Below are 17,941 nucleotides of genomic sequence, written 5' to 3'. Positions count from 1 at the left end.
AACAACGTTGTTGCTAAAGTCGAGATTGTCTTAAATTTAGTACGCTTTAATAGAATGCGATCGCGCATTTAGGTTGATGCAGAGTTGCTATTTCTGAAACGATCGCTACCCTGTGCAAACCTAGGTGAATCTAGCTGTCAGCTTTACCGCTGGGAAAAGAATGACAACTGTCCAACAACCCTCTACAAAGCAGGATATCCTGCACCACTTGCTCAAGCAAGGACAGTCAACAGCGCAAGAGTTGGCTGAACGGTTACACATCAGTTCACAGGGCATTCGACGACACTTGAAAGATTTGGAAGCTGATGGATTGATTGTCCATCAAGTATTACAGACGGGGATGGGTCGCCCTAACTACAGCTATGCACTCAGTCAAGCTGGGCGCGATCGCTTTCCCGATCGCTACGATGACTTTGCCGTTTCGCTATTAGATACGCTGGCAGCAACGGTAGGTGCCGATCAAATGGGTTCGATCTTGCGGAAACAGTGGGAACGCAAGGCAATGGAGTACCGCGATCGCATTGGCAATGGTTCACTCAAAAATCGTGTGCATCAACTTGTAGAATTGCGTCGTGCTGAGGGCTACATGGCTGAGTGCCATGCGATCGACGCAAACGGAGTCGTCACTAGCGAAGGCACCCGTTTTATTTTGACGGAATATAACTGCGCCATTTCCCATATTGCCGAATCGTTTCCTAGCGTTTGCGGGCATGAGCTGGAAATGTTTGCAGTAGCGCTGGGTTGCACCGTTGAACGCACCCATTGGCTCGTGAATGGTGAACACCGCTGCGGCTATTTGATCCAGCCCAAGTAGCGCTCGGCGATCAAACGCCTGCTGTTACTGTGTCTTCTGCTCATCTACGCTAATCGCTGACTGCTGATCGCTGAGAGCTTCTATGCAACCATCTACGGAATTTTTAACGCCTGACGAATGTGCTGAAGTTGACAAGGCGCTGTTAACTTCGCGGGAGAAATTTTCGGCGCGAGTGGCGATTTATGCCCTGCGATCGCTCAAGCAAATCGCCCAAGAAACTGGGATCACGATTACGCAACTAGAACCGTACCAGATTGAGGACTGGGTCTATCAAGACGAAAGTTTGCAGACGGGCACCGATCGCGAGTTTCGACAGTTTTTTGCACAATTAGTGCTTGCCTCATTCAAACCCTTGAAACAGTCCGCTCAAATAGCTGGGGTATCGATCGAGGCACTCACCGTTGCTCAAGTCATTGTCTGGTTTGAGCAGCAAGCGAAGTTAACCTTGGGCAAAACGAATCCAGACCGCTAGAGTGATGTCTCAGATTCAGATTATAGTGGCTCCCAACCAGGTGAAGTATAGTGGCGAAGAGGCAAAAGGTAGAGGGCAGAAACAAAGAGGAGCACTGGTTTCCTTCTGCCGTCTGCATTAAAACCTGAGAACGTGTATCGCACTCAAACGAGAACCGCTACAAGCTTTTTGGTTCATAGCAAAGCCACAGAATGCTGCCCTAGCAAGAAACTGACTGAATGCTAGGGGCTGTCATCAATTACAACTACACATGACTTGCAACAAAGGTTCCAGCCCCTAGCCTCATGTGTTGGGGCGGGCGCGATCATGCTGATACCAATGTTTTGGAGCTGAATTAATGACGCGCCCTAGGGCGATCGCTTGACTTCAATAGGTGTTGAAGTCGGTTGGGGCAAAGTCTTGTGCTTTATGGGCACGTTCTGTATAAGAAATACCGCCGTGCCCACAAAAATCGCGCTACCCAAAGCCATCCACATCATTGACGGAACGACTGACTTAAAATCGCGCTGGATACGTGCAAGAGGGCGGCTTTCACGACGCAGCATCTGACCTGTAGCGATGCGATTAAGAGTGAAAGGATCACGCACATAGTGACCGCTCCAGCTAACAACTAGTCGCTCACGGCAATTTTGGCAGGTAAGCAACCCTTTAAGGAGTTTGTGAGGCTTGATGACACCAGCGCGATGACAAATTGGACACACAGGAGGAGCGTTATCAAATGTATGAGCATTCATCTCAGTCATTTACTGTTGTGGAAGCTTACTTAACTAATCTGACTAGTTAACTTGGCGGTCGAGACCTTGAAAAATCTGCGCATCACAGTTCATCAATTCAACTTTTGACTAACCAGAAACATCCTCCATGTACACTGTACGCGTTTTTTGAGAGTGTATATGTGATCAAAATAAGCCTATCGCAGGTATTTGAGAGATCAGTCCTAGCGTTATTGCGGCTCTATTGTCGTTACCTGTAGATCCGCAATGACGATCGCGCTTAGCGCCACTTGGATGCAGCGATTGCCTCGCCTAGTGTAACCTGCGTTAAGCCGGGTTGAGAACCCTTCCAGCGATCCTGTTTGATTTTTTAACCTTGAAAGGCTTGGCGTGAAAAATGAGTGAAAATAAGAACATCAGTCATAAAAGTCAAATCGTATTCTATAGCTAGTCCTGCTATCTGATGATCGCCAGCCCTCCCCCTGATGCTCCGACTTCCCCAACAACAAGCTTTCAGCCATCTTCTCTATTGCTAACCAGTACACTTAACCGCCTTCAGCCTGCACCTGAAACGCTTGTACTGCTGCTAGCGCTGGTCATTGGTAGCAGTACAGGGTGCGCTGTTGTCCTTTTTCATTATCTCATTCAGCATCTTCGTAGCTTCATGCTAGAAGAGGTCATGGGGGTCATTGCGCCTCTGGGCTTCTGGACTTTTGCCTGTATTCCTGTCTTGGGCGGACTGGTCGTGGGGATCATGCGCTGGCTGCTCCAGGATTTTGGTCCCAGTCTCTCAGCGCTGATTGCAGCCGCGCAAGGTCTCGGTAGCATTTCACCATTGCGGGCGAGTGCGAAAGCGGTTGCCGCCTCAGTGTCGCTGGGCACAGGTGCCTCGCTGGGTCCTGAAGGTCCAAGCGTTGAGATCGGTGCCAATATTGGGGTCCTGATTGGACAGGCGCTGCAAATGTCGAAGGAACGCCAGCGGCTGTTGCTAGGAGCCGGGGCAGCGGCTGGGTTGGCGGCTGGCTTTAATGCACCGATCGCGGGTGTCTTTTTTGCCTTAGAAGTAGTTTTGGGTGCCACGTTCGCAACGTCTGCTGTCAGTGTAGTGCTGCTGTCGGCTGTGGTTGCTGCATTGATCGCTCAAATTGGGTTGGGTGGACAACCCCCCTTTACGCTGCCTAGCTATGAAGTTCGCAGCCCGCTGGAACTGCCGCTATATCTTGGACTGGGACTCTTTGCTAGTTTGGTGTCGATCGCGTACACGCAGTCGATTCAGATGGCACAACAGTTTTTTGACGGGAAAGCTCCCAGGCTGGGCTGGATGGGTCGGGTGCCAGTAGCCCTGCGTCCCGTGATCGGTGGTTTGTGCGTTGGCATTGTCGCGCTGCAATTTCCCCAAGTGTTAGGCATTGGCTACGAGACGGTGGAAGCGATGCTACGGGATGTGCAATTTTCGCTGCCGCTGTTGCTCAGTCTCCTGGTGGCGAAGCTGACGATGACAGCGGTGAGTTTAGGTAGCGGGCTGGTAGGCGGCTTGTTTGCGCCAGCTATGTTCCTTGGTGCCTCTCTCGGTGCAGCTTATGGCAAAGTAATGGCGATCGTGCTGCCGATCGCGCCCGGTGGTATTGCGGCTCCGCCTGCTTATGCGATGGTGGGTATGGCAGCAGTGCTGGCAGCGAGTGCCCGGGCACCCTTAACAGCCATTTTACTGCTGTTTGAGTTGACCCGTGACTACCGCATTATTTTGCCACTGATGGCGGCTGTGGGCTTGAGCGTCTGGCTGGCTGACCGTCTCCAGCCGATCGCGCCCAGCGGGGCAGCGGCTCAATCAACGGGGCTACCGCTACAACCTGATCAGGATTCAGAAGTATTGCACCAGCTTTCTGTGTTGCAGGCGATGCATCAAAACGTTCTGGCGTTACCTGGTTCGCTATCGGTTTTGCAAGCAGGCTTGGCGATGACCCAAAACCAGTCTCGTAGCGCCCTAGTTGTCAATGCCGCTGAGCAATTGGTTGGCATTGTGACGTTACAGGACATCCATCGCTTTATTTCTCGTTGGGAAGCGCACCTTCATACGCACGTGCCAATTGATGCCCTTAGCCCTAGCCCAGTGCTGCAAACTCTGGACGCTATCTGCACGAAAGATTTGCTTTGTGCATACGAAGACGAATCAATCCATAACGCTTTGATGCGTATGTCTATGCGAGGATTGCGGCAGCTACCCGTTGTCGATCGCAACGACCCGCACCATATTTTAGGTCTATTAGAGCGGGAAAAAATCACCCTGGTGTGCAGCTTGACACTGATGCAGCAATCACTTCGTCCTTACCTAGAAGCGCCGCTTGCAACGGAGCCGTTAAATTTACCTCAAGCGCAAGCGCCTGTCTAGCGATTACTTATTACGAATGGTCCAAATATTGCTGAACATCATCAGTAAGCCGCCAACAAAGATGGCGATCGCCAACCCAGCAGGCAAAACGGTCATCCAATCGATCGTTTCCATTTATGCGTCTTCATCCAGTTGGTCAAGTTGCTTGAGATGAATATGCTTACGCCCTAAGGAGATTTCAAACTCATCACCGGGCTTTAGTTCCATCTGCTTTGTATAAGCAGAGCCAATCAGGAGGTTGCCATTAGACTGAACACTAATCCGATAGCTCGCACTACGACCACCACGACCGTTTGCGTTTTGCTTGCCGTCAAGCTCGATCCCTTCAGCGTCAATCAACGCATTCAGGAACTTCATCATGTTGACACGCTCTACACCGTTTTTTGTCACTGTGTAGTAGCCGCACTCCCGCGCTTTTTCTTCCTTGCTGTGATGCTCTAACTCTTTCACTTTTTTGAGCAGCGCTTCACCTGTAAGAGGCTCAATTTTTTTCTTTTTACTCATCAACTTAGCTCGGAATTATATGGAGTGGATTTCAGATTCACTGACATTTGCCAGAAGGTAAACGCTTTAACTTCGCTCCTGCCTATCAGATCATAGTACACCGTCCCTATGGTTTTTCTACTGTTCCAACTGCTAATTTATTCAGCTATTTTCTGTAAGAGTGAAGGCGCACCGTTGCTGATGACTACCGACACTGATCCACTGACAGTAACTATCGAAAGCATACGAGTGCTGGCTGCAATCAAATAACCCCCTTCGGAATTATCTCTACACGTTCGGGAGCATGTCACTTTCGCAAGTTGCTGCCTTTGCCCTCATCCCCAGCCCTTCTCCCCAAGGAGAAGGGAGCCAGCCTCAAAGTCCCTCTCCTTGGGGAGAGGGCTTAAAGCCTTGCGGCATACAAGAAAAGGGTGAGGGCGCAAAGGTGACATGCTCCCTACACGTTCTCTAGTTTTGATCAACAGGCTTCTCACTTCACTCTGGCAACGAGAATGCATGTGCTATACGGTCAAGTCCGCTACTCAAGGCTAGATCCAGCGATCGTTTGACCGTTGGTAGAGGCGCTTCAGCGCTTGCGTGATAGACACGCCAAACTGGAGCTACCGTTGTGTTGTGGTGTACCCATTCTGCAAGCGCTGAAGTGGCTGCGATCGCACGTTACTGGAGATGAAATTGCAAAAAAGTGTGGCGATCGCGTCTCGTCACACTTCGGCAGGGCAATGATTGGATCAGAGCCTGATTGGAATGCCACCGCTGGCACTGCAAAAGCTTTATACAGGCGAAAAGACGGGCAAGCTGGAGAGATTTGAGCAAACTGGCAGGCGACTATGAAAGCGATCTAGAACGCTAATTGAAACACCTGCAGGCAATCCTACAACCATTGGTGAGCGAGGCAGCAGACACTCCAAGGCTGCTCGTTGGCATTCAAGCAGTAACCTCATTGTTCAAATCACTGCCCGATTAAGCCGCACTCTAGCAGTTTCTACTTGAGTGGAACAATAGATATGAAAAGGCAGGAGGCAAAAACAAGCCAACTGTGGCTTTCCTTCTGCCTCCTGCCTTGTGCCTTGTGCCTTAAAACGGCTACTTTTTGCCAACCGTTTCTTCGATCTGGTCAAAAACGGCACCGTCTTCAAAGAACTTCTTCTGAAAGTCGCTCCAACCGCCGTAGTCTTTGATGGTTCCTAACGTTTTTACGGGTGGGAATTTAGCGGCATTTTCCTTCGTTTTTGCAGTGTCGGCATCAAGCGGTCGATAGCCTTGCTTCACGAACTCTGCCTGTGCTTCTGGAGTGAACAGGTATTTCACGAACCCTTCAGCAGCTTCACGAGTGCCATGCTTATCGACGTTTTTGTCCACAACGGCAATGGGGATATCGATCGACACATTGATGTCAGGCACCACGTATTCCGCCTTCTCACCCTTACTTTGAGCCAGAATGATTTCGTTTTCGTAGTTCAGCAATGCATCGCCTTGACCTTGCTTCACAAAAGAGTCCGTCGATTCACGCGCATCTTTTGCCAGCACGGCAACATTCTTGAACGCTTTAGTCACAAACTCCTTGGTTTTAGCCTCATCCTTAGTGGTTTTCAATCCGTAATCCCAAAGTGCAAGGAAGTTCCAGCGGGCACCGCCGGACGTTTTGGGGTTCGCGGTAATCCACTTTACGTCATCTCTGGTCAAATCTGTAAACGTCTTGATATTTTTAGGATTGCCTTCGCGGGTTACGATCGCCACCACCGATTTTGCCACAATCCCGTTGTTAGGCACTTTTGTCGTCCAGTCGGGACTCACAAAGCCTGCTTTGACCAGCTTTTCGGTATCCGCTCCGATTGCCAAATGTGCGATATCTGCTTCCAGACCATCGATAATGGCGCGAGTTTGAGTCCCAGAACCACCATAGCTTTGCTTAAAAGTGACAGTTTGACCACCATGTTCTGCCTTCCATTTTTCGACAAACTTCGGAATAATGGCATCGTGGGCGGCTTTGGGGATGGCATAAGCAACGAGCGTCAGTTCAACATCCTTTTTTTGATCGGCAACGGGACTGGCGCTACCAGAGGTACCAGGAGCTGAAGCGTTATTGCCAGACGAGCAGGCAGCGATCGCAACACTGAGCACAACGCCCACAACCATGAGAGAGATAAACTGCTTGAAGGAAGCAAACTTGAATTTGTTGGTGAATTGGTGAATCAACGTACCCAGAGGATTGGGCTTAGGCTGCCGAACGGTCATGCCATGTCTCCTTAATATGCGGTTAGTCAGTCGGAATAGTGTAGCTTGTTCAACAACGACTAATCATACAAAGAAATGTCAGCAAACACAATATAAACCCACGTTAGCGCATCGGATTACGGGAATTTAACTGGTTCAGCGATAAAGACGATCGTGCGATGTACAAGATGGATCGCGCCTGCCTCCTCGATCCATCGCTCATGCAGTTGGGTAATGTCAGCAACGAGCTGCTCATAGATTGCACCTGTTTGGGGCAGGTAAGACGTACTTCTGACGCGCCCAATCAGCGTTTGCAGATTAACAGACTGGCAGTAACGAAACTGACGATGGCGAACGTTCTGGAATAGCAGACTGGATGCCAGTGACTGGGATGCCAGCGTCTGTACGTGGCGGGTCTCAGCTGGATGCTCATCAGAAGCAGTGCGAATGAGCTGAGTGTATTGAGCCGTAAACGGATCGTCCTGGTCACGATCGTTCCAAACCAACGCTAACCGACCAGAGGCTCGCAAAAGGCGGCGGAACTCTGTCAAACTTCTGGCTGGCTCAAACCAGTGAAACGACTGAAAGCACGTCACGACATCGATCGATGCTGTTGCTAAGCCCGTCTCTTCTGCGGTGCCTACTTGAAACGTCACGTGTGGATGTGGGAGAGCTGCTTGTTGCATAGCAGCATTGGGTTCGATCGCCCAGACACGAAGACCTCGATCAGCCAGCAACCGTGCCGAAATGCCCGTACCAGCTCCAATATCCGCAGCCGTTAAGTGTGATGGCTCACCTAACTCGGCAAGTATAGCCGTGATCGCTTCTGTGGGGTAGCTGGGTCTGTATTTGGCATAATCCTCAGCACGATCGCAAAAGCGGCTTAGGGGACTCATTTGGTGTAGCGGTATGCGATCGTCTGGATACATGGCTATGTTGCCTCACAGTCTCTGGCTTCTAGCTTAAAGCGCAGCACACCATGTTTAGCTGTCAGGCGAGTAGTTAGCTGAATGAATCTGCGTCCAGAATGCTACCACTAGCACTTGACTCAGCCCCTCAAGCGGTTGCCGTCGCTTGATAAGTTTGGTGATACATTGCCATAATGTGTTCTCCAGCGGTAAGCGGCGCATACTTGGGCAGATTTTCTGCTCCGTAGCAGGTGGGTAGACAATCCACCAGTGCATGATAGTTTGGGTCAAAAAAGAAGGGGATGGAATAGCGCTCTTTGCCTGATCGGTTCAGGACTCGGTGCGGCGTAGACTGATAATAATCGTTCGTCCAACGTGCCATCATATCGCCCAGATTGATCACAAACGTGCCTGGAATGGGATCAGCATGAATCCAACCGCCATCAGCATTGCAGACTTCTAACCCGCCCGCATTGTCTTGCAGCAGGATTGTAATGCATCCCCAATCGGTATGTGCGCCACAGCCAAGTTGGTTTGCCATTGCATCAATCGGGTGTGGTGGATAGTGCAGCAGGCGCAAGATGGACATGGGGTTGTCAATCATGACATCGAAGTAGTGTTCATCGAGATCCAGCGACAGTGCCAGTGCCGCCATCAGTTGAGCAGAGAGCGTTTGCATCATGTCGAAGTATGCTTCAAAATGCGCCTGCCATCCTGGTAAATTTGTCGCCCATTGATTCGCGCCATGATTCGGTATTCCAGCCAGCACTAGCGGGTCGTCGGCTTTCCGCTCGACCCCGATGTAGTACCCTTCTTTCAAATCAGGCGTTTGATCGAGCGCCTGTTGCCCGATCGCTTCGTAGCCTCGTGAAATCGAAGATTGCGTGATGGAAACCGCGTTTTTCAGCGCTAACGGTTGGTCAAAAAAGCGTTTTGTCTGAGCGAAGGTTGCCGCGATCGTGTCCTCCGAAACACCATGATTCGCAATGTAAAAGAAACCAACCTCGTGGCTGGCTTGGCGAATATCGGCGGCTACAGCTTGGCGAGCGCGTAATGAGTGCGATCTCAAACCACCGATATCGATCACGGGAATCTGCGAAAACGTCACGGTCGATCGCCTCCTATATCAGTGCAGCTCCAGATTGTGGCATCCTGTCTAAACAATATGCCGAGTGAACAGACTGCAAGACCTACCAGAACTCAAGCAAGTACAGAAAGCAGCTTGCAAAATTTTACAGCAAGGTTTTCAGTAGAGATCGAAGTTGTCCGGGTGCATTGATAGTAATAACTCGACTTCCGAACCGTTGCCATAGCAATGCTTCGACTAATGTAGCTTTTCGCTTTCTGCCTAAGTTAGTTCCCCAAATAGCTAGGTCTGGATCACCCTGAGCTTTCCAACGGTTGAATACGTCTTCAAGATGAGAATCAGACTCCAATTTTTGTAGTCGTTTCGATTTATCATCTGCACTCTCTAGGTCGGCTGAAAGATAAACACCTAGCTTAATCAGCGCGTCGCCTGCCTGCGCTTCAACGTTTATCTCTCCCCATTGAATTAAGAATCTGTATGCTCGTTATGCACTTGATCAAGGGCAGCCTGTGCCGCTGCAATGTCAGCATCAGATTTACGTTGCGCTTCACCAATGCCCTGAACTGTGCGACCATCAGGGAACTTGACTGTCACAGTTGAACGGTGGAGATTAGGAAAAGATATAAGCGTAGATTGAAAGACAGCACAATCCTCACAGCATCCAAGATCTTTGAGTAATTCTAGAAGTTGGTTCTTTGCATTTTCACTCATACATGCCTCTGAGCTATTGGGAGAGTATGCTCTTCTGACTCTTCAATAGAACACGATAGCCAAGCTCATACCGAGTCCACAAGTTTACAGTACACTCGTCCCTCGCTATAGATTGAGTTGAATTTACAGAACCCAACATCTACAGACATTCAAACGCTGAGTGAATTGGATAAATAAGGGCAAAACCAGCCAGTTAGATCATTGTTCTTTAGGGAGTTGGGAATGTTGGGCTTCCTGTCGTCAACCCGATCGACGCTGTTAGGTGTTTGTGCAATCTTGGTGCGCTTAAGAATATCTAGCGACAGCACATGCAAATGTAATGGCAATATGTCCGGAGGTTAGGACAGGACATGCAAATGTAATGGCAACATGTCCGGAGGTAACCACGACAGGTTCTGTGGTTACTACAACAAGTCTTGTGGTTACTACAATAAGTTCGGAGGTTACTACAGCAAGTTCGGAAGTAACTACAGCAAGTCTTGTGGTTACTACAGCAAATCTGGAAGTAAGGACAACACCTTCTATCGTTAGAGCGGTTGAGACAGTTCTTGCGATCGCCCCTGTAATGCTGAACTTATAGCCTGAAGAACTAAAAAGTTCACAGCGATGGTGCGCAAATGGGTTATCGTGCTGCCGCAATCCCACCTGGCTACTGCTGTTGCGGTGGTCACCACACATACTGTTCTGTGGTCTACTGTGTTCGATCGACTACTGTTTTAGTCGCTACTTTCTTCTAAAGTCAAGTTCCAACACTAGGTCGAGTCAAGCCTAAATCTATAGTTCTCATGCTAATTACTCAACAGCCTGTCCTCAAGCGCTTCTGGTATCCCGTGATGCCGATCGCCTCCCTCCAGGATGCTCCCCAGGCATTCACATTGCTGGGACAACCGTTAGTGCTGTGGCTAGATGGAGACGGCAAGCCAGTGGCAACAGCCGATCGCTGCTGCCATCGATCGGCGCAACTCTCGAAGGGACAGGTGATCGACGGTAACATCCGCTGTCCGTATCACGGGTGGTCATTTGATGGCAGTGGTGCCTGCGTTAAAGTGCCCCAACTTACCAGCGACAACATTCCCCGCACGTATAAAGTTAGTGGGTATCGTTGCCAGGAACGCTACGGCTACGTATGGGTCTGCATGGGTGAGCCACTCAACGACATTCCCACGATTCCCGAAGCCGACGAGACGGGCTTTCGTCAGATTCACGAGTTCTACGAAACCTGGCACGCCAGCGGACTGCGGATCATGGAAAACTCGTTTGACAGCGCTCACGGTAACTTTGTTCATGCGAGTTCTTGGGGAGACATGAGCAATCCAGTGCCGCCGCCGATCGACGAAATTGCCGATACCGCAACAGGCTTTGTGATGAAGCATTGGGTGGAAGTGCTCAATCCCGACCTGCAAAAACAAAACTTGGGCATTCAAAACGAGAAAACCATCCGCACGAACGAGCGTCGCTGGTTTATGCCCTTTGCTCGCACACTCAAAATTCAATACCCTAACGGTTTGATTCACCTCATCTTTTCTGCCGCTACGCCGATCGATGACAAAACCTCTCAACTGATTCAATTCTGCTTTCGTAACGACACTGAAGCGGATGCGAAGGCGGCAGATATTATTGCCTTCGATCGCACCGTTACGCAAGAAGACCGCGAAATCCTGGAAACCACTGATTACGATGCGCCGCTCGACATCCGCGAAGAGCAACACATGGCATCCGATAAACCTGGTATTCTAATGCGGCATAAGCTCGCTGCCCTGCTGAAAGCGCATGGAGAAGTTGAGCGTCGCCAGGATTAATCGTGACTTATACCCTTCGTTCGGCTCTGATTCCCGTTGATGATGCCTACGCTACGGTTGATGTCCAAATTGTGGACGATCGCATTGCGGCGATCGGCTCCGATTTGCCAACAGTAGGAACGGCGATCGATGCTGAAAACAAGCTGTTGCTGCCCGGTTTTGTCAACGGACACGCCCACTCCGTTCAATTCTGGCAACGTGGACTCATTCCCCAACTGCCGCTAGAACTGTGGCTGGCAGATGTCTTTGATACCGCTCCAACCGAGCTGGAGCAGACCTATCTAGGCGCATTGGGCACTGCCATTGGCACTTTAATGTCGGGTGGCACCTGCGTGATGGATCACTTGTATGTGATTGCGGGTCACGAAGTGGAAAGCGTTGCGGCGGCTGCCCGTGCGTATAAAGAAGTCGGCATTCGCGCCTTCATTGCGCCGTTGATTCAAGACATGCCCTTTGTGGCTGGCTATCCCGAAGGGTTGAAAACACTGCCTCACAAGCCCTATCACCAGTCCACTGCCGCTATTCTGGCAATCATGGAGACGATCGTCACCGAACTCCATGAACCCGACGCAGGCATTCAGATTGCAGTGGGTCCTACTGGGTTCCATCGCTGCACCGATGCATTATTTGAGGGCTGTCGAGACTTGAGCGATCGCTACAATCTCTGTCGTCACATTCACCTGTTAGAAACGAAAGCACAGAAAATGTTGGCTCAAGAGCGCTATGGCGGTAGTGGCGTGAAACACCTCCAGCAACTTGGTTTTCTCGATCACCGCACCTCTCTGGCGCACTCTATCTGGTTGGATGAACCTGATATGGCGATTCTGGCAGAAACCCAATCCACTGTTGTTCACAATGCCCTTAGCAATCTGCGCCTCGGCAGCGGCATTGCACCTGTGCTGAAGTACTTGCAAGCGGGAGTCAACGTCTCGTTTGGCTGCGATGGAGCCGCCAGTAACGACGGTCAAGATATGCTCGAGGCCATCAAAATTGGCTCCCTTTTGCATAACGTCACCGACCCAGACTATCAGCATTGGATTACACCCAGAAAGGCGATCAACATGGCAGCGATCGGCGGCTTCACTGGAGTCAATCTAGCAGACCAGGTTGGCTCTTTAACGGTTGGGAAGCAAGCCGACTTGGTACTCTACGATCTCAAAAATCTGTCCCTGCTGCCTCGCACTGACCCTGTAAAGCTACTTGTTTTGGGCAGACCAACTGCCGCAGTCGATAGCGTCTGGGTGCGCGGTCAGCGAGTCGTTGCTGACGGCATCTTGCATACAGTGGATGCCAGTCACTTTACACAAACGGTCTTCGATTACAGTCAGGGATATAGCAAGCCCCACTATCAGACGATCCATCAAGTCGAAGCTCATTATCGCCGAGTGATGGGTTTGACTGATTAACGGCTCTTATAGCAATTCTATCTGGTGTGTGATCAGTAATCAGCGGTCAGCGGTCAGCGGTCAGTAACCAGCGGTCAGTAACCAGCGGTCAGCCGGATGAAAGCTGACCGCTAAAACCGATGCCTACATTTCATGAATGATTTGGGGCTGCTATCTCTCCAGCCGTAAACACGAATATTGTTAAAACTCACCTTCTTATTGCTTTCGTGCCGCGATCGTGAAAGCGTTATTTCTCACTCCCGACCCCTCACTCCTTGCTATTGTCTTAAAAGAGACACACAGTTAAGACGATTTGAGACAGCATGGGCATCGCGATCGACTTTGGGACTAGCAATACTGTCATTGCCCGCTGGAATCGGGCGACACAACAACCAGAAACGCTTGCTTTAACTGGCATGAGCGATCGCTCCAGTCAGAATCCACCGCTGATTCCCAGTTTGATCTATGTCGAAGATGCCAGTCAGGGAATGGTGGTGGTTGGTCAGGCAGTGCGCGATCGTGCCCTTGATTTGTCCACTGACCCACGGTTCTTCCGTAACTTCAAGCGCGGTATTGGCTCTAGTGTGCAAGGTTTTTTGCCTGAGCTAGATGGACAGACCGTGCGCTTTGAACAAGTGGGGCAATGGTTCCTCACTCAGCTGGTGCAGCAGCTTAAGACCATGGAGCCGGAAGCCGGACAGTCGATCGTTTTTACCGTGCCTGTAGATAGCTTTGAGGCGTATCGTCTCTGGCTAGGACAGGTCTGTGAATCGCTGCAAGTAGAACACGTGCGAATGCTGGATGAACCGACCGCAGCGGCACTGGGTTATGGCTTGGCAGACCAGGAAATGCTTTTGGTGATTGACTTTGGTGGCGGTACACTGGATCTCTCCTTAGTACGGCTCGACACTGCTCAGACACAGACGAAACCACTCGGCTTTATCCTCAAATGGGGACAAAAATCGTTTGCAGAACAGTCGGGGCAGAAGCCAAAAATAGCCAGAGTGTTGGCGAAAGCAGGACAAAATCTGGGCGGTTCGGATATTGACAACTGGTTAGTGGACTACTTTGCTGAAACGCAAGCACTAGCCGTGACTCCGTTGACGACACGGCTGGCGGAGCGGTTAAAAATTCAGCTTTCGTTGCAAACGCAGGCGCAGGAGGTGTATTTTGACGACGAAACGTTTGAGAGTTACGAACTGCAACTGAGCCGTGACCAATTTGAGGACATTCTGAAGCAGCGCCAGTTTTTTGAGCGGTTGGATGCCTGTCTGTCTCAGGTGGTGCAGCAAGCCCGACGACAGGGGATGGAACTTGCCGACATTGATGCGGTACTTTTAGTCGGTGGCACCGCGCAGATTCCGGCAGTGCAAGCTTGGATACAACAATACGTTGAAGCGGGAAAGGTGCGCTGCGAAAAACCGTTTGAAGCGATCGCGCACGGTGCACTACAACTCAGTCAAGGCATCGATATCGAAGACTTTCTTTATCACGGCTATGGCATTCGCTACTGGGATCGCCGTCATAACGCCCATAATTGGCATCCGTTGATCAAGCCTGGACAGGCATACCCGATGAGCAATCCAATAGAGCTGCTACTAGGTGCCTCGTTAGACAATCAGCCGAGCATTGAATTGGTGATCGGGGAATTGGGCATAGAAGCGAATCAGACAGAGGTTTATTTTGACGGCGATCGCCTGTTGACTCGGCGCGTTGACAGTAGCCAAATGCAGGTGCAACCGTTAAACGATCGCGACGATGCCCGCAAGATTGCTAAACTTGAGCCGCCAGGACAGCCAGGAAGCGATCGCGTAAAGGTGCTGTTTCGCGTCGACAACCAACGCTTTCTTCGTATTACGGTTGAAGACTTGCTGGCACTGCAAACGCTCATTGATGACCAACCCGTTGTGCAGTTGAGTTGAAGTCAAACCATCTAAACCGTAAAAGGGTCAAGCGCGTAATCATCCCATTGCTTGTGAAACCGTTCTGCCACATACGGACGCACGACAAACGTTGGTGGTGTTCCTGCTTGCACATCAATCCGAATGAACGAATAGGGTCGTCGTCGATGCGATCCTTGCCCGCTACGTCCGACAAACAGCTTCGATCGTGCAACCAGCCGTTCTTCACCATCGCCCACTTGACCAAAAAATTCCTTTACATCGGGTCCTTCCTCGCGCTGTCGCCGCAAGCTGAAGCCACTGCCGCCGCAGACAATCCAATTGGTGTTCGCGTCAGCATGACCAGTCTCCAGGGTGCGTAAATACTCCAAGCAGTGAGCATGACCGTTGAGCACTAGGTCTACGATCGACCGACCTTTGGCACGATCGCCGACTGTTGCCGCTACAGCATCCAGCACTTGTCGCAGTCGATAGCGTACTGCCAGCGTTTGTGCCTGATGCCATTTGGTTGCCTCAGTGACATAGGGTGGGTGATGGAAAAAGAGTACCCGTCCCCTCACAGCATCGGTGTTCCACGACTCTATAAGCTTTTGTTGGAGCCAATCTAGCTGGTGCAAATCTGTTTCTGTTGTTTCATTTGATTCCAGTTGTTTGATGATGTCTTTTTTAACTTCGGTTAATTGTTCTAGCTTGGCTTGCAGGTCATCCATCCGTTCCGCATCATCCGGTTCGTCCGGTTTGAGCTTCGCCAGCGTAATCAAAATTTCCTGCATCTGGTTATCCATATCCGATCGCTGGTGCTCTAGATGGCGACGGTACTTTTCTCCAGCGGGGTTATCTGGCAGGGGAATCGGTGCATTGATGGTGTTTGAATCCAGCGCAAAAAAGTCAATGCCGCCTGATCGAAACGTGTAGTAACGGTTTGGGAGACGGGTAAAGCGCCCTGGCTGGTAGCTCAGGCAGCGTCCCGTCTCAGTTTTAGCCGTATAGTGCTTGTCTAGATGTCGTTCTAGCTCAGCACCCGGCTTAAGAACCTTGAGGTAGTCAAGAAAGGCGCGGGCATATGCATTGCCTTGCACTGAGCCACGCCAGCTCACATCCAAATCGAGGCGAGACTGGAGCAATTGACGCAGCGGTAGCGTGAGCTGTGACAACATGCCGTAGAGAAGTGGCATGTCGTAGTAGTCGTGGTTGCCGAGGACGGGTAAAAAGGGCAGATTGAAGACCATGCGATCGTACGCAATGCGCTTAAAATCTTCGCCCCCTACCAAAAACTCTCGATATGGCTCAATAAAGTTGGGCGGATAGTAAGCGCTCGATCCAGTTAAGTAGATTACGTCGCCTGTATGCAACACAAAACGGCACTCGTGTTGATGCTCCAGCATTTGTTCGGCAATGCGTCGCTGTGGGTTATGCCCTCGATGCGGTCCAGAGCCACTATCGCCCAGCACCAGAAAAGAGAACTCTGGGCTGTCTTCCCGTCCGTCGTCTAGCGCGAGGCGAGTCTGGTCAATGCCCCGCTGCACGATCGCAGGGTCATGCCAGCGTACGCGTTGATCCATTTTGCGGATTTTGGTGGCGATCGGTGGGTCGAGCACAAATTCCATCGCAGCTTTGCTCCCTGTTTCAGCGGTTAAGGCTATTGTTAGCGATCGCTCATGTTGATTGTAACGACCAAGTTAACATCGCTTCAATCAGTAATCGGCTGAAATTCCAGCTAGGTCGCGGCGATCGAACTGGGGTTCTGTCCTCCTTCGCCATTCCTCTATCTTCAGGCAGAGTCAAAGTATTGCCATTTCTTTTAACGTCATAGGTGCAAAGAGCTGATGACTCCAAAACCCCAGGGCAACCTGGGGCTTTCATACTTTAAACTGGCGTACATTAGAGCCTTAACACTAAGGGCTGCCGTCGATTACGACTACACATTACTTGCAACCAGGGTTCCAGCCCCTAGCCTGGTGTGTTGGGACGGGCGCGACAATGCTGATACCGTAAGGTTTCGGAGCTAAATTGATGACGCGCCCTGGAAGCTGCGCACGAGAAGCATTCGTAGTTAGGCTTGTCTTCCAAAAACTTCAAGCTTCCACCTTTTTTAATCAGACCTTTGATTCGTAGGTGATTTGATCAGAGGTGTAGCCAGGTGGCTCAAGGTGAATGAGGATACGAGCCGGACCGAAGCGTTCTTCCAAGCGCTCTTCCACTTCTTCAGTAACCTGGTGAGCCGTTTCGACATCAGGTGCACCGACAATCAGATGCATTTCGATAAAGGTTTGACGACCAACCACGCCTCTAGACGCAATATCGTGGCAGTTCAACACACCCGGAACTTGCATAGCGATCGTGTGAATCGCTTCGGGAGCGATCGCCATCTCATCCACCAACGACGGCAAATTGTCCTTCAATACTGACCAACCGCTTGAAAAGACCAGCACGGCAACCGGAAATGCCAGCGCAACGTCTAGCCACTGCAACCCCCACGCCCAGATGCCGATCAAACCGCCCAAGACACTAATCGTGACCCAAATATCACTCATCGTATGTTTAGCATCAGCGATTAGAATGGCACTCCCGATACGCATTCCCTCATGCCGCTCGTAAAAAGCAACGAAAATGTTGACTCCCAGCACAATGAGCAGTAGCCATAGTTCTTGAGGAGAGATTTTAACTGGATCATGATGCGGAGTCATCAGATGCTCGATCGCGCCTTGCAAAATCTCAAAGCAGGCAATGCCTAGAAAAGCGGCAATGCCCAACGCGCCGACAGCCTCAAATTTTTGGTGTCCATAGGGATGGTCACGATCGGGTTCTGGCGACGAAAAGCGGCTGGCGACCAAGCCTAAAACGTTGTTGGCGCTGTCGGTTACACTATGCAGCGCATCCGCTAGTAAGCTGAGTGACCCCGTAAGCCAGCCAACTCCAGCTTTTAGCACCATGACAAACAGGTTAAGCAGTAGAGTGATCAGCAGCACTTTACGTACGCGCGATCGATTATCTATAGCCACAGCTTTCCTTAAACTTATTTACCCTCACTGTAGGACAGCAAT

The 17,941-nt window shown here is 50.7% G+C and carries 15 protein-coding genes; 7 read left to right on the top strand and 8 right to left on the bottom strand.

All coding sequences use genetic code 11. The annotated features are described in order from the left end of the window. The first annotated feature begins 160 nt into the window (after window positions 1–160). A complete protein-coding gene (sufR, locus tag AC5JO6_RS09015; RefSeq protein ID WP_496080726.1) occupies window positions 161–814 on the top strand; it encodes an iron-sulfur cluster biosynthesis transcriptional regulator SufR in 654 nt (217 codons plus the stop codon). Between the two features lie 82 nt (window positions 815–896). After that, the gene (locus AC5JO6_RS09010) at window positions 897–1,286 is read left to right on the top strand and encodes an NDH complex assembly factor CRR9 (RefSeq protein WP_496080725.1); all 390 of its coding nucleotides are present in this window, start codon (window positions 897–899) and stop codon (window positions 1,284–1,286) included. Between the two features lie 347 nt (window positions 1,287–1,633). Here AC5JO6_RS09010 and AC5JO6_RS09005 read toward each other — a convergent pair whose 3' ends face one another. Continuing rightward, complete coding sequence (locus AC5JO6_RS09005; protein ID WP_496080724.1) at window positions 1,634–1,873, bottom strand: hypothetical protein; 240 nt, start codon at window positions 1,871–1,873, stop codon at window positions 1,634–1,636. Between the two features lie 589 nt (window positions 1,874–2,462). Between AC5JO6_RS09005 and AC5JO6_RS09000 the strand changes: the two genes are divergently transcribed. Beyond that, a complete protein-coding gene (locus AC5JO6_RS09000; protein ID WP_496080723.1) occupies window positions 2,463–4,388 on the top strand; it encodes a chloride channel protein in 1,926 nt (641 codons plus the stop codon). 114 nt (window positions 4,389–4,502) lie between these two features. On the opposite strand, the gene AC5JO6_RS08995 is transcribed toward AC5JO6_RS09000, so the two are convergent. After that, window positions 4,503–4,892, bottom strand: a complete 390-nt coding sequence (locus tag AC5JO6_RS08995; protein WP_496080722.1) for an AbrB family transcriptional regulator — start codon at window positions 4,890–4,892, stop codon at window positions 4,503–4,505. Window positions 4,893–5,464: 572 nt separating this feature from the next. Between AC5JO6_RS08995 and AC5JO6_RS08990 the strand changes: the two genes are divergently transcribed. Continuing rightward, window positions 5,465–5,701, top strand: coding sequence for a hypothetical protein (locus AC5JO6_RS08990; protein WP_496080721.1), 237 nt, complete (start codon window positions 5,465–5,467; stop codon window positions 5,699–5,701). A gap of 274 nt (window positions 5,702–5,975) precedes the next feature. On the opposite strand, the gene AC5JO6_RS08985 is transcribed toward AC5JO6_RS08990, so the two are convergent. From AC5JO6_RS08985 to AC5JO6_RS08970, 4 genes are all read right to left on the bottom strand, one after another. After that, entirely contained in the window at window positions 5,976–7,127 is a 1,152-nt protein-coding gene (locus AC5JO6_RS08985; RefSeq protein ID WP_496080720.1) for a sulfate ABC transporter substrate-binding protein, read from the bottom strand. A 116-nt stretch (window positions 7,128–7,243) separates the two neighbouring features. Then, window positions 7,244–8,035, bottom strand: coding sequence for a class I SAM-dependent methyltransferase (locus tag AC5JO6_RS08980; RefSeq protein WP_496080719.1), 792 nt, complete (start codon window positions 8,033–8,035; stop codon window positions 7,244–7,246). Window positions 8,036–8,162: 127 nt separating this feature from the next. After that, a complete protein-coding gene (locus AC5JO6_RS08975) occupies window positions 8,163–9,122 on the bottom strand; it encodes an isopenicillin N synthase family dioxygenase (protein WP_496080718.1) in 960 nt (319 codons plus the stop codon). A 444-nt stretch (window positions 9,123–9,566) separates the two neighbouring features. Continuing rightward, window positions 9,567–9,695: a hypothetical protein gene (locus AC5JO6_RS08970; protein ID WP_496080717.1), complete on the bottom strand. Its 129-nt coding sequence runs from the start codon at window positions 9,693–9,695 to the stop codon at window positions 9,567–9,569. A gap of 902 nt (window positions 9,696–10,597) precedes the next feature. Here AC5JO6_RS08970 and AC5JO6_RS08965 point away from each other — a divergent pair. The 3 genes from AC5JO6_RS08965 (at window position 10,598) to AC5JO6_RS08955 (ending at window position 14,918) form a co-directional block, all read left to right on the top strand. Continuing rightward, on the top strand, window positions 10,598–11,611 hold the full coding sequence (locus AC5JO6_RS08965) for an aromatic ring-hydroxylating dioxygenase subunit alpha (protein ID WP_496080716.1): 1,014 nt from the start codon (window positions 10,598–10,600) through the stop codon (window positions 11,609–11,611). Between the two features lie 2 nt (window positions 11,612–11,613). Continuing rightward, on the top strand, window positions 11,614–13,017 hold the full coding sequence (locus AC5JO6_RS08960; protein ID WP_496080715.1) for an amidohydrolase: 1,404 nt from the start codon (window positions 11,614–11,616) through the stop codon (window positions 13,015–13,017). Between the two features lie 302 nt (window positions 13,018–13,319). Continuing rightward, window positions 13,320–14,918: an Hsp70 family protein gene (locus tag AC5JO6_RS08955; RefSeq protein ID WP_496080714.1), complete on the top strand. Its 1,599-nt coding sequence runs from the start codon at window positions 13,320–13,322 to the stop codon at window positions 14,916–14,918. 11 nt (window positions 14,919–14,929) lie between these two features. On the opposite strand, the gene AC5JO6_RS08950 is transcribed toward AC5JO6_RS08955, so the two are convergent. Both AC5JO6_RS08950 and cdf31 read right to left on the bottom strand, forming a co-directional pair. Continuing rightward, a complete protein-coding gene (locus AC5JO6_RS08950) occupies window positions 14,930–16,504 on the bottom strand; it encodes a metallophosphoesterase family protein (protein WP_496080713.1) in 1,575 nt (524 codons plus the stop codon). 489 nt (window positions 16,505–16,993) lie between these two features. Next, window positions 16,994–17,899 carry a CDF family zinc efflux transporter Cdf31 gene (gene cdf31 / locus AC5JO6_RS08945; protein WP_496080712.1) on the bottom strand — a complete coding sequence of 302 codons (906 nt, stop codon included), beginning with the start codon at window positions 17,897–17,899 and terminating at the stop codon, window positions 16,994–16,996. Window positions 17,900–17,941: the final 42 nt, after the last annotated feature.

Source organism: Tildeniella sp., from assembly GCF_059505325.1.
This window is presented reverse-complemented; position numbering and strand designations above follow the sequence as displayed.

Excerpts from the sequence above, each read along its gene's own strand:
- sufR (WP_496080726.1), top strand. The coding sequence starts at position 161 with ATGACAACTGTCCAACAACCCTCTACAAAGCAGGATATCCTGCACCAC.
- AC5JO6_RS09010 (WP_496080725.1), top strand. The coding sequence starts at position 897 with ATGCAACCATCTACGGAATTTTTAACGCCTGACGAATGTGCTGAAGTT.
- AC5JO6_RS09000 (WP_496080723.1), top strand. The coding sequence starts at position 2,463 with ATGATCGCCAGCCCTCCCCCTGATGCTCCGACTTCCCCAACAACAAGC.
- AC5JO6_RS08995 (WP_496080722.1), bottom strand. The coding sequence starts at position 4,892 with ATGAGTAAAAAGAAAAAAATTGAGCCTCTTACAGGTGAAGCGCTGCTC.
- AC5JO6_RS08985 (WP_496080720.1), bottom strand. The coding sequence starts at position 7,127 with ATGACCGTTCGGCAGCCTAAGCCCAATCCTCTGGGTACGTTGATTCAC.
- AC5JO6_RS08980 (WP_496080719.1), bottom strand. The coding sequence starts at position 8,035 with ATGTATCCAGACGATCGCATACCGCTACACCAAATGAGTCCCCTAAGC.
- AC5JO6_RS08965 (WP_496080716.1), top strand. The coding sequence starts at position 10,598 with ATGCTAATTACTCAACAGCCTGTCCTCAAGCGCTTCTGGTATCCCGTG.
- AC5JO6_RS08955 (WP_496080714.1), top strand. The coding sequence starts at position 13,320 with ATGGGCATCGCGATCGACTTTGGGACTAGCAATACTGTCATTGCCCGC.
- AC5JO6_RS08950 (WP_496080713.1), bottom strand. The coding sequence starts at position 16,504 with ATGGAATTTGTGCTCGACCCACCGATCGCCACCAAAATCCGCAAAATG.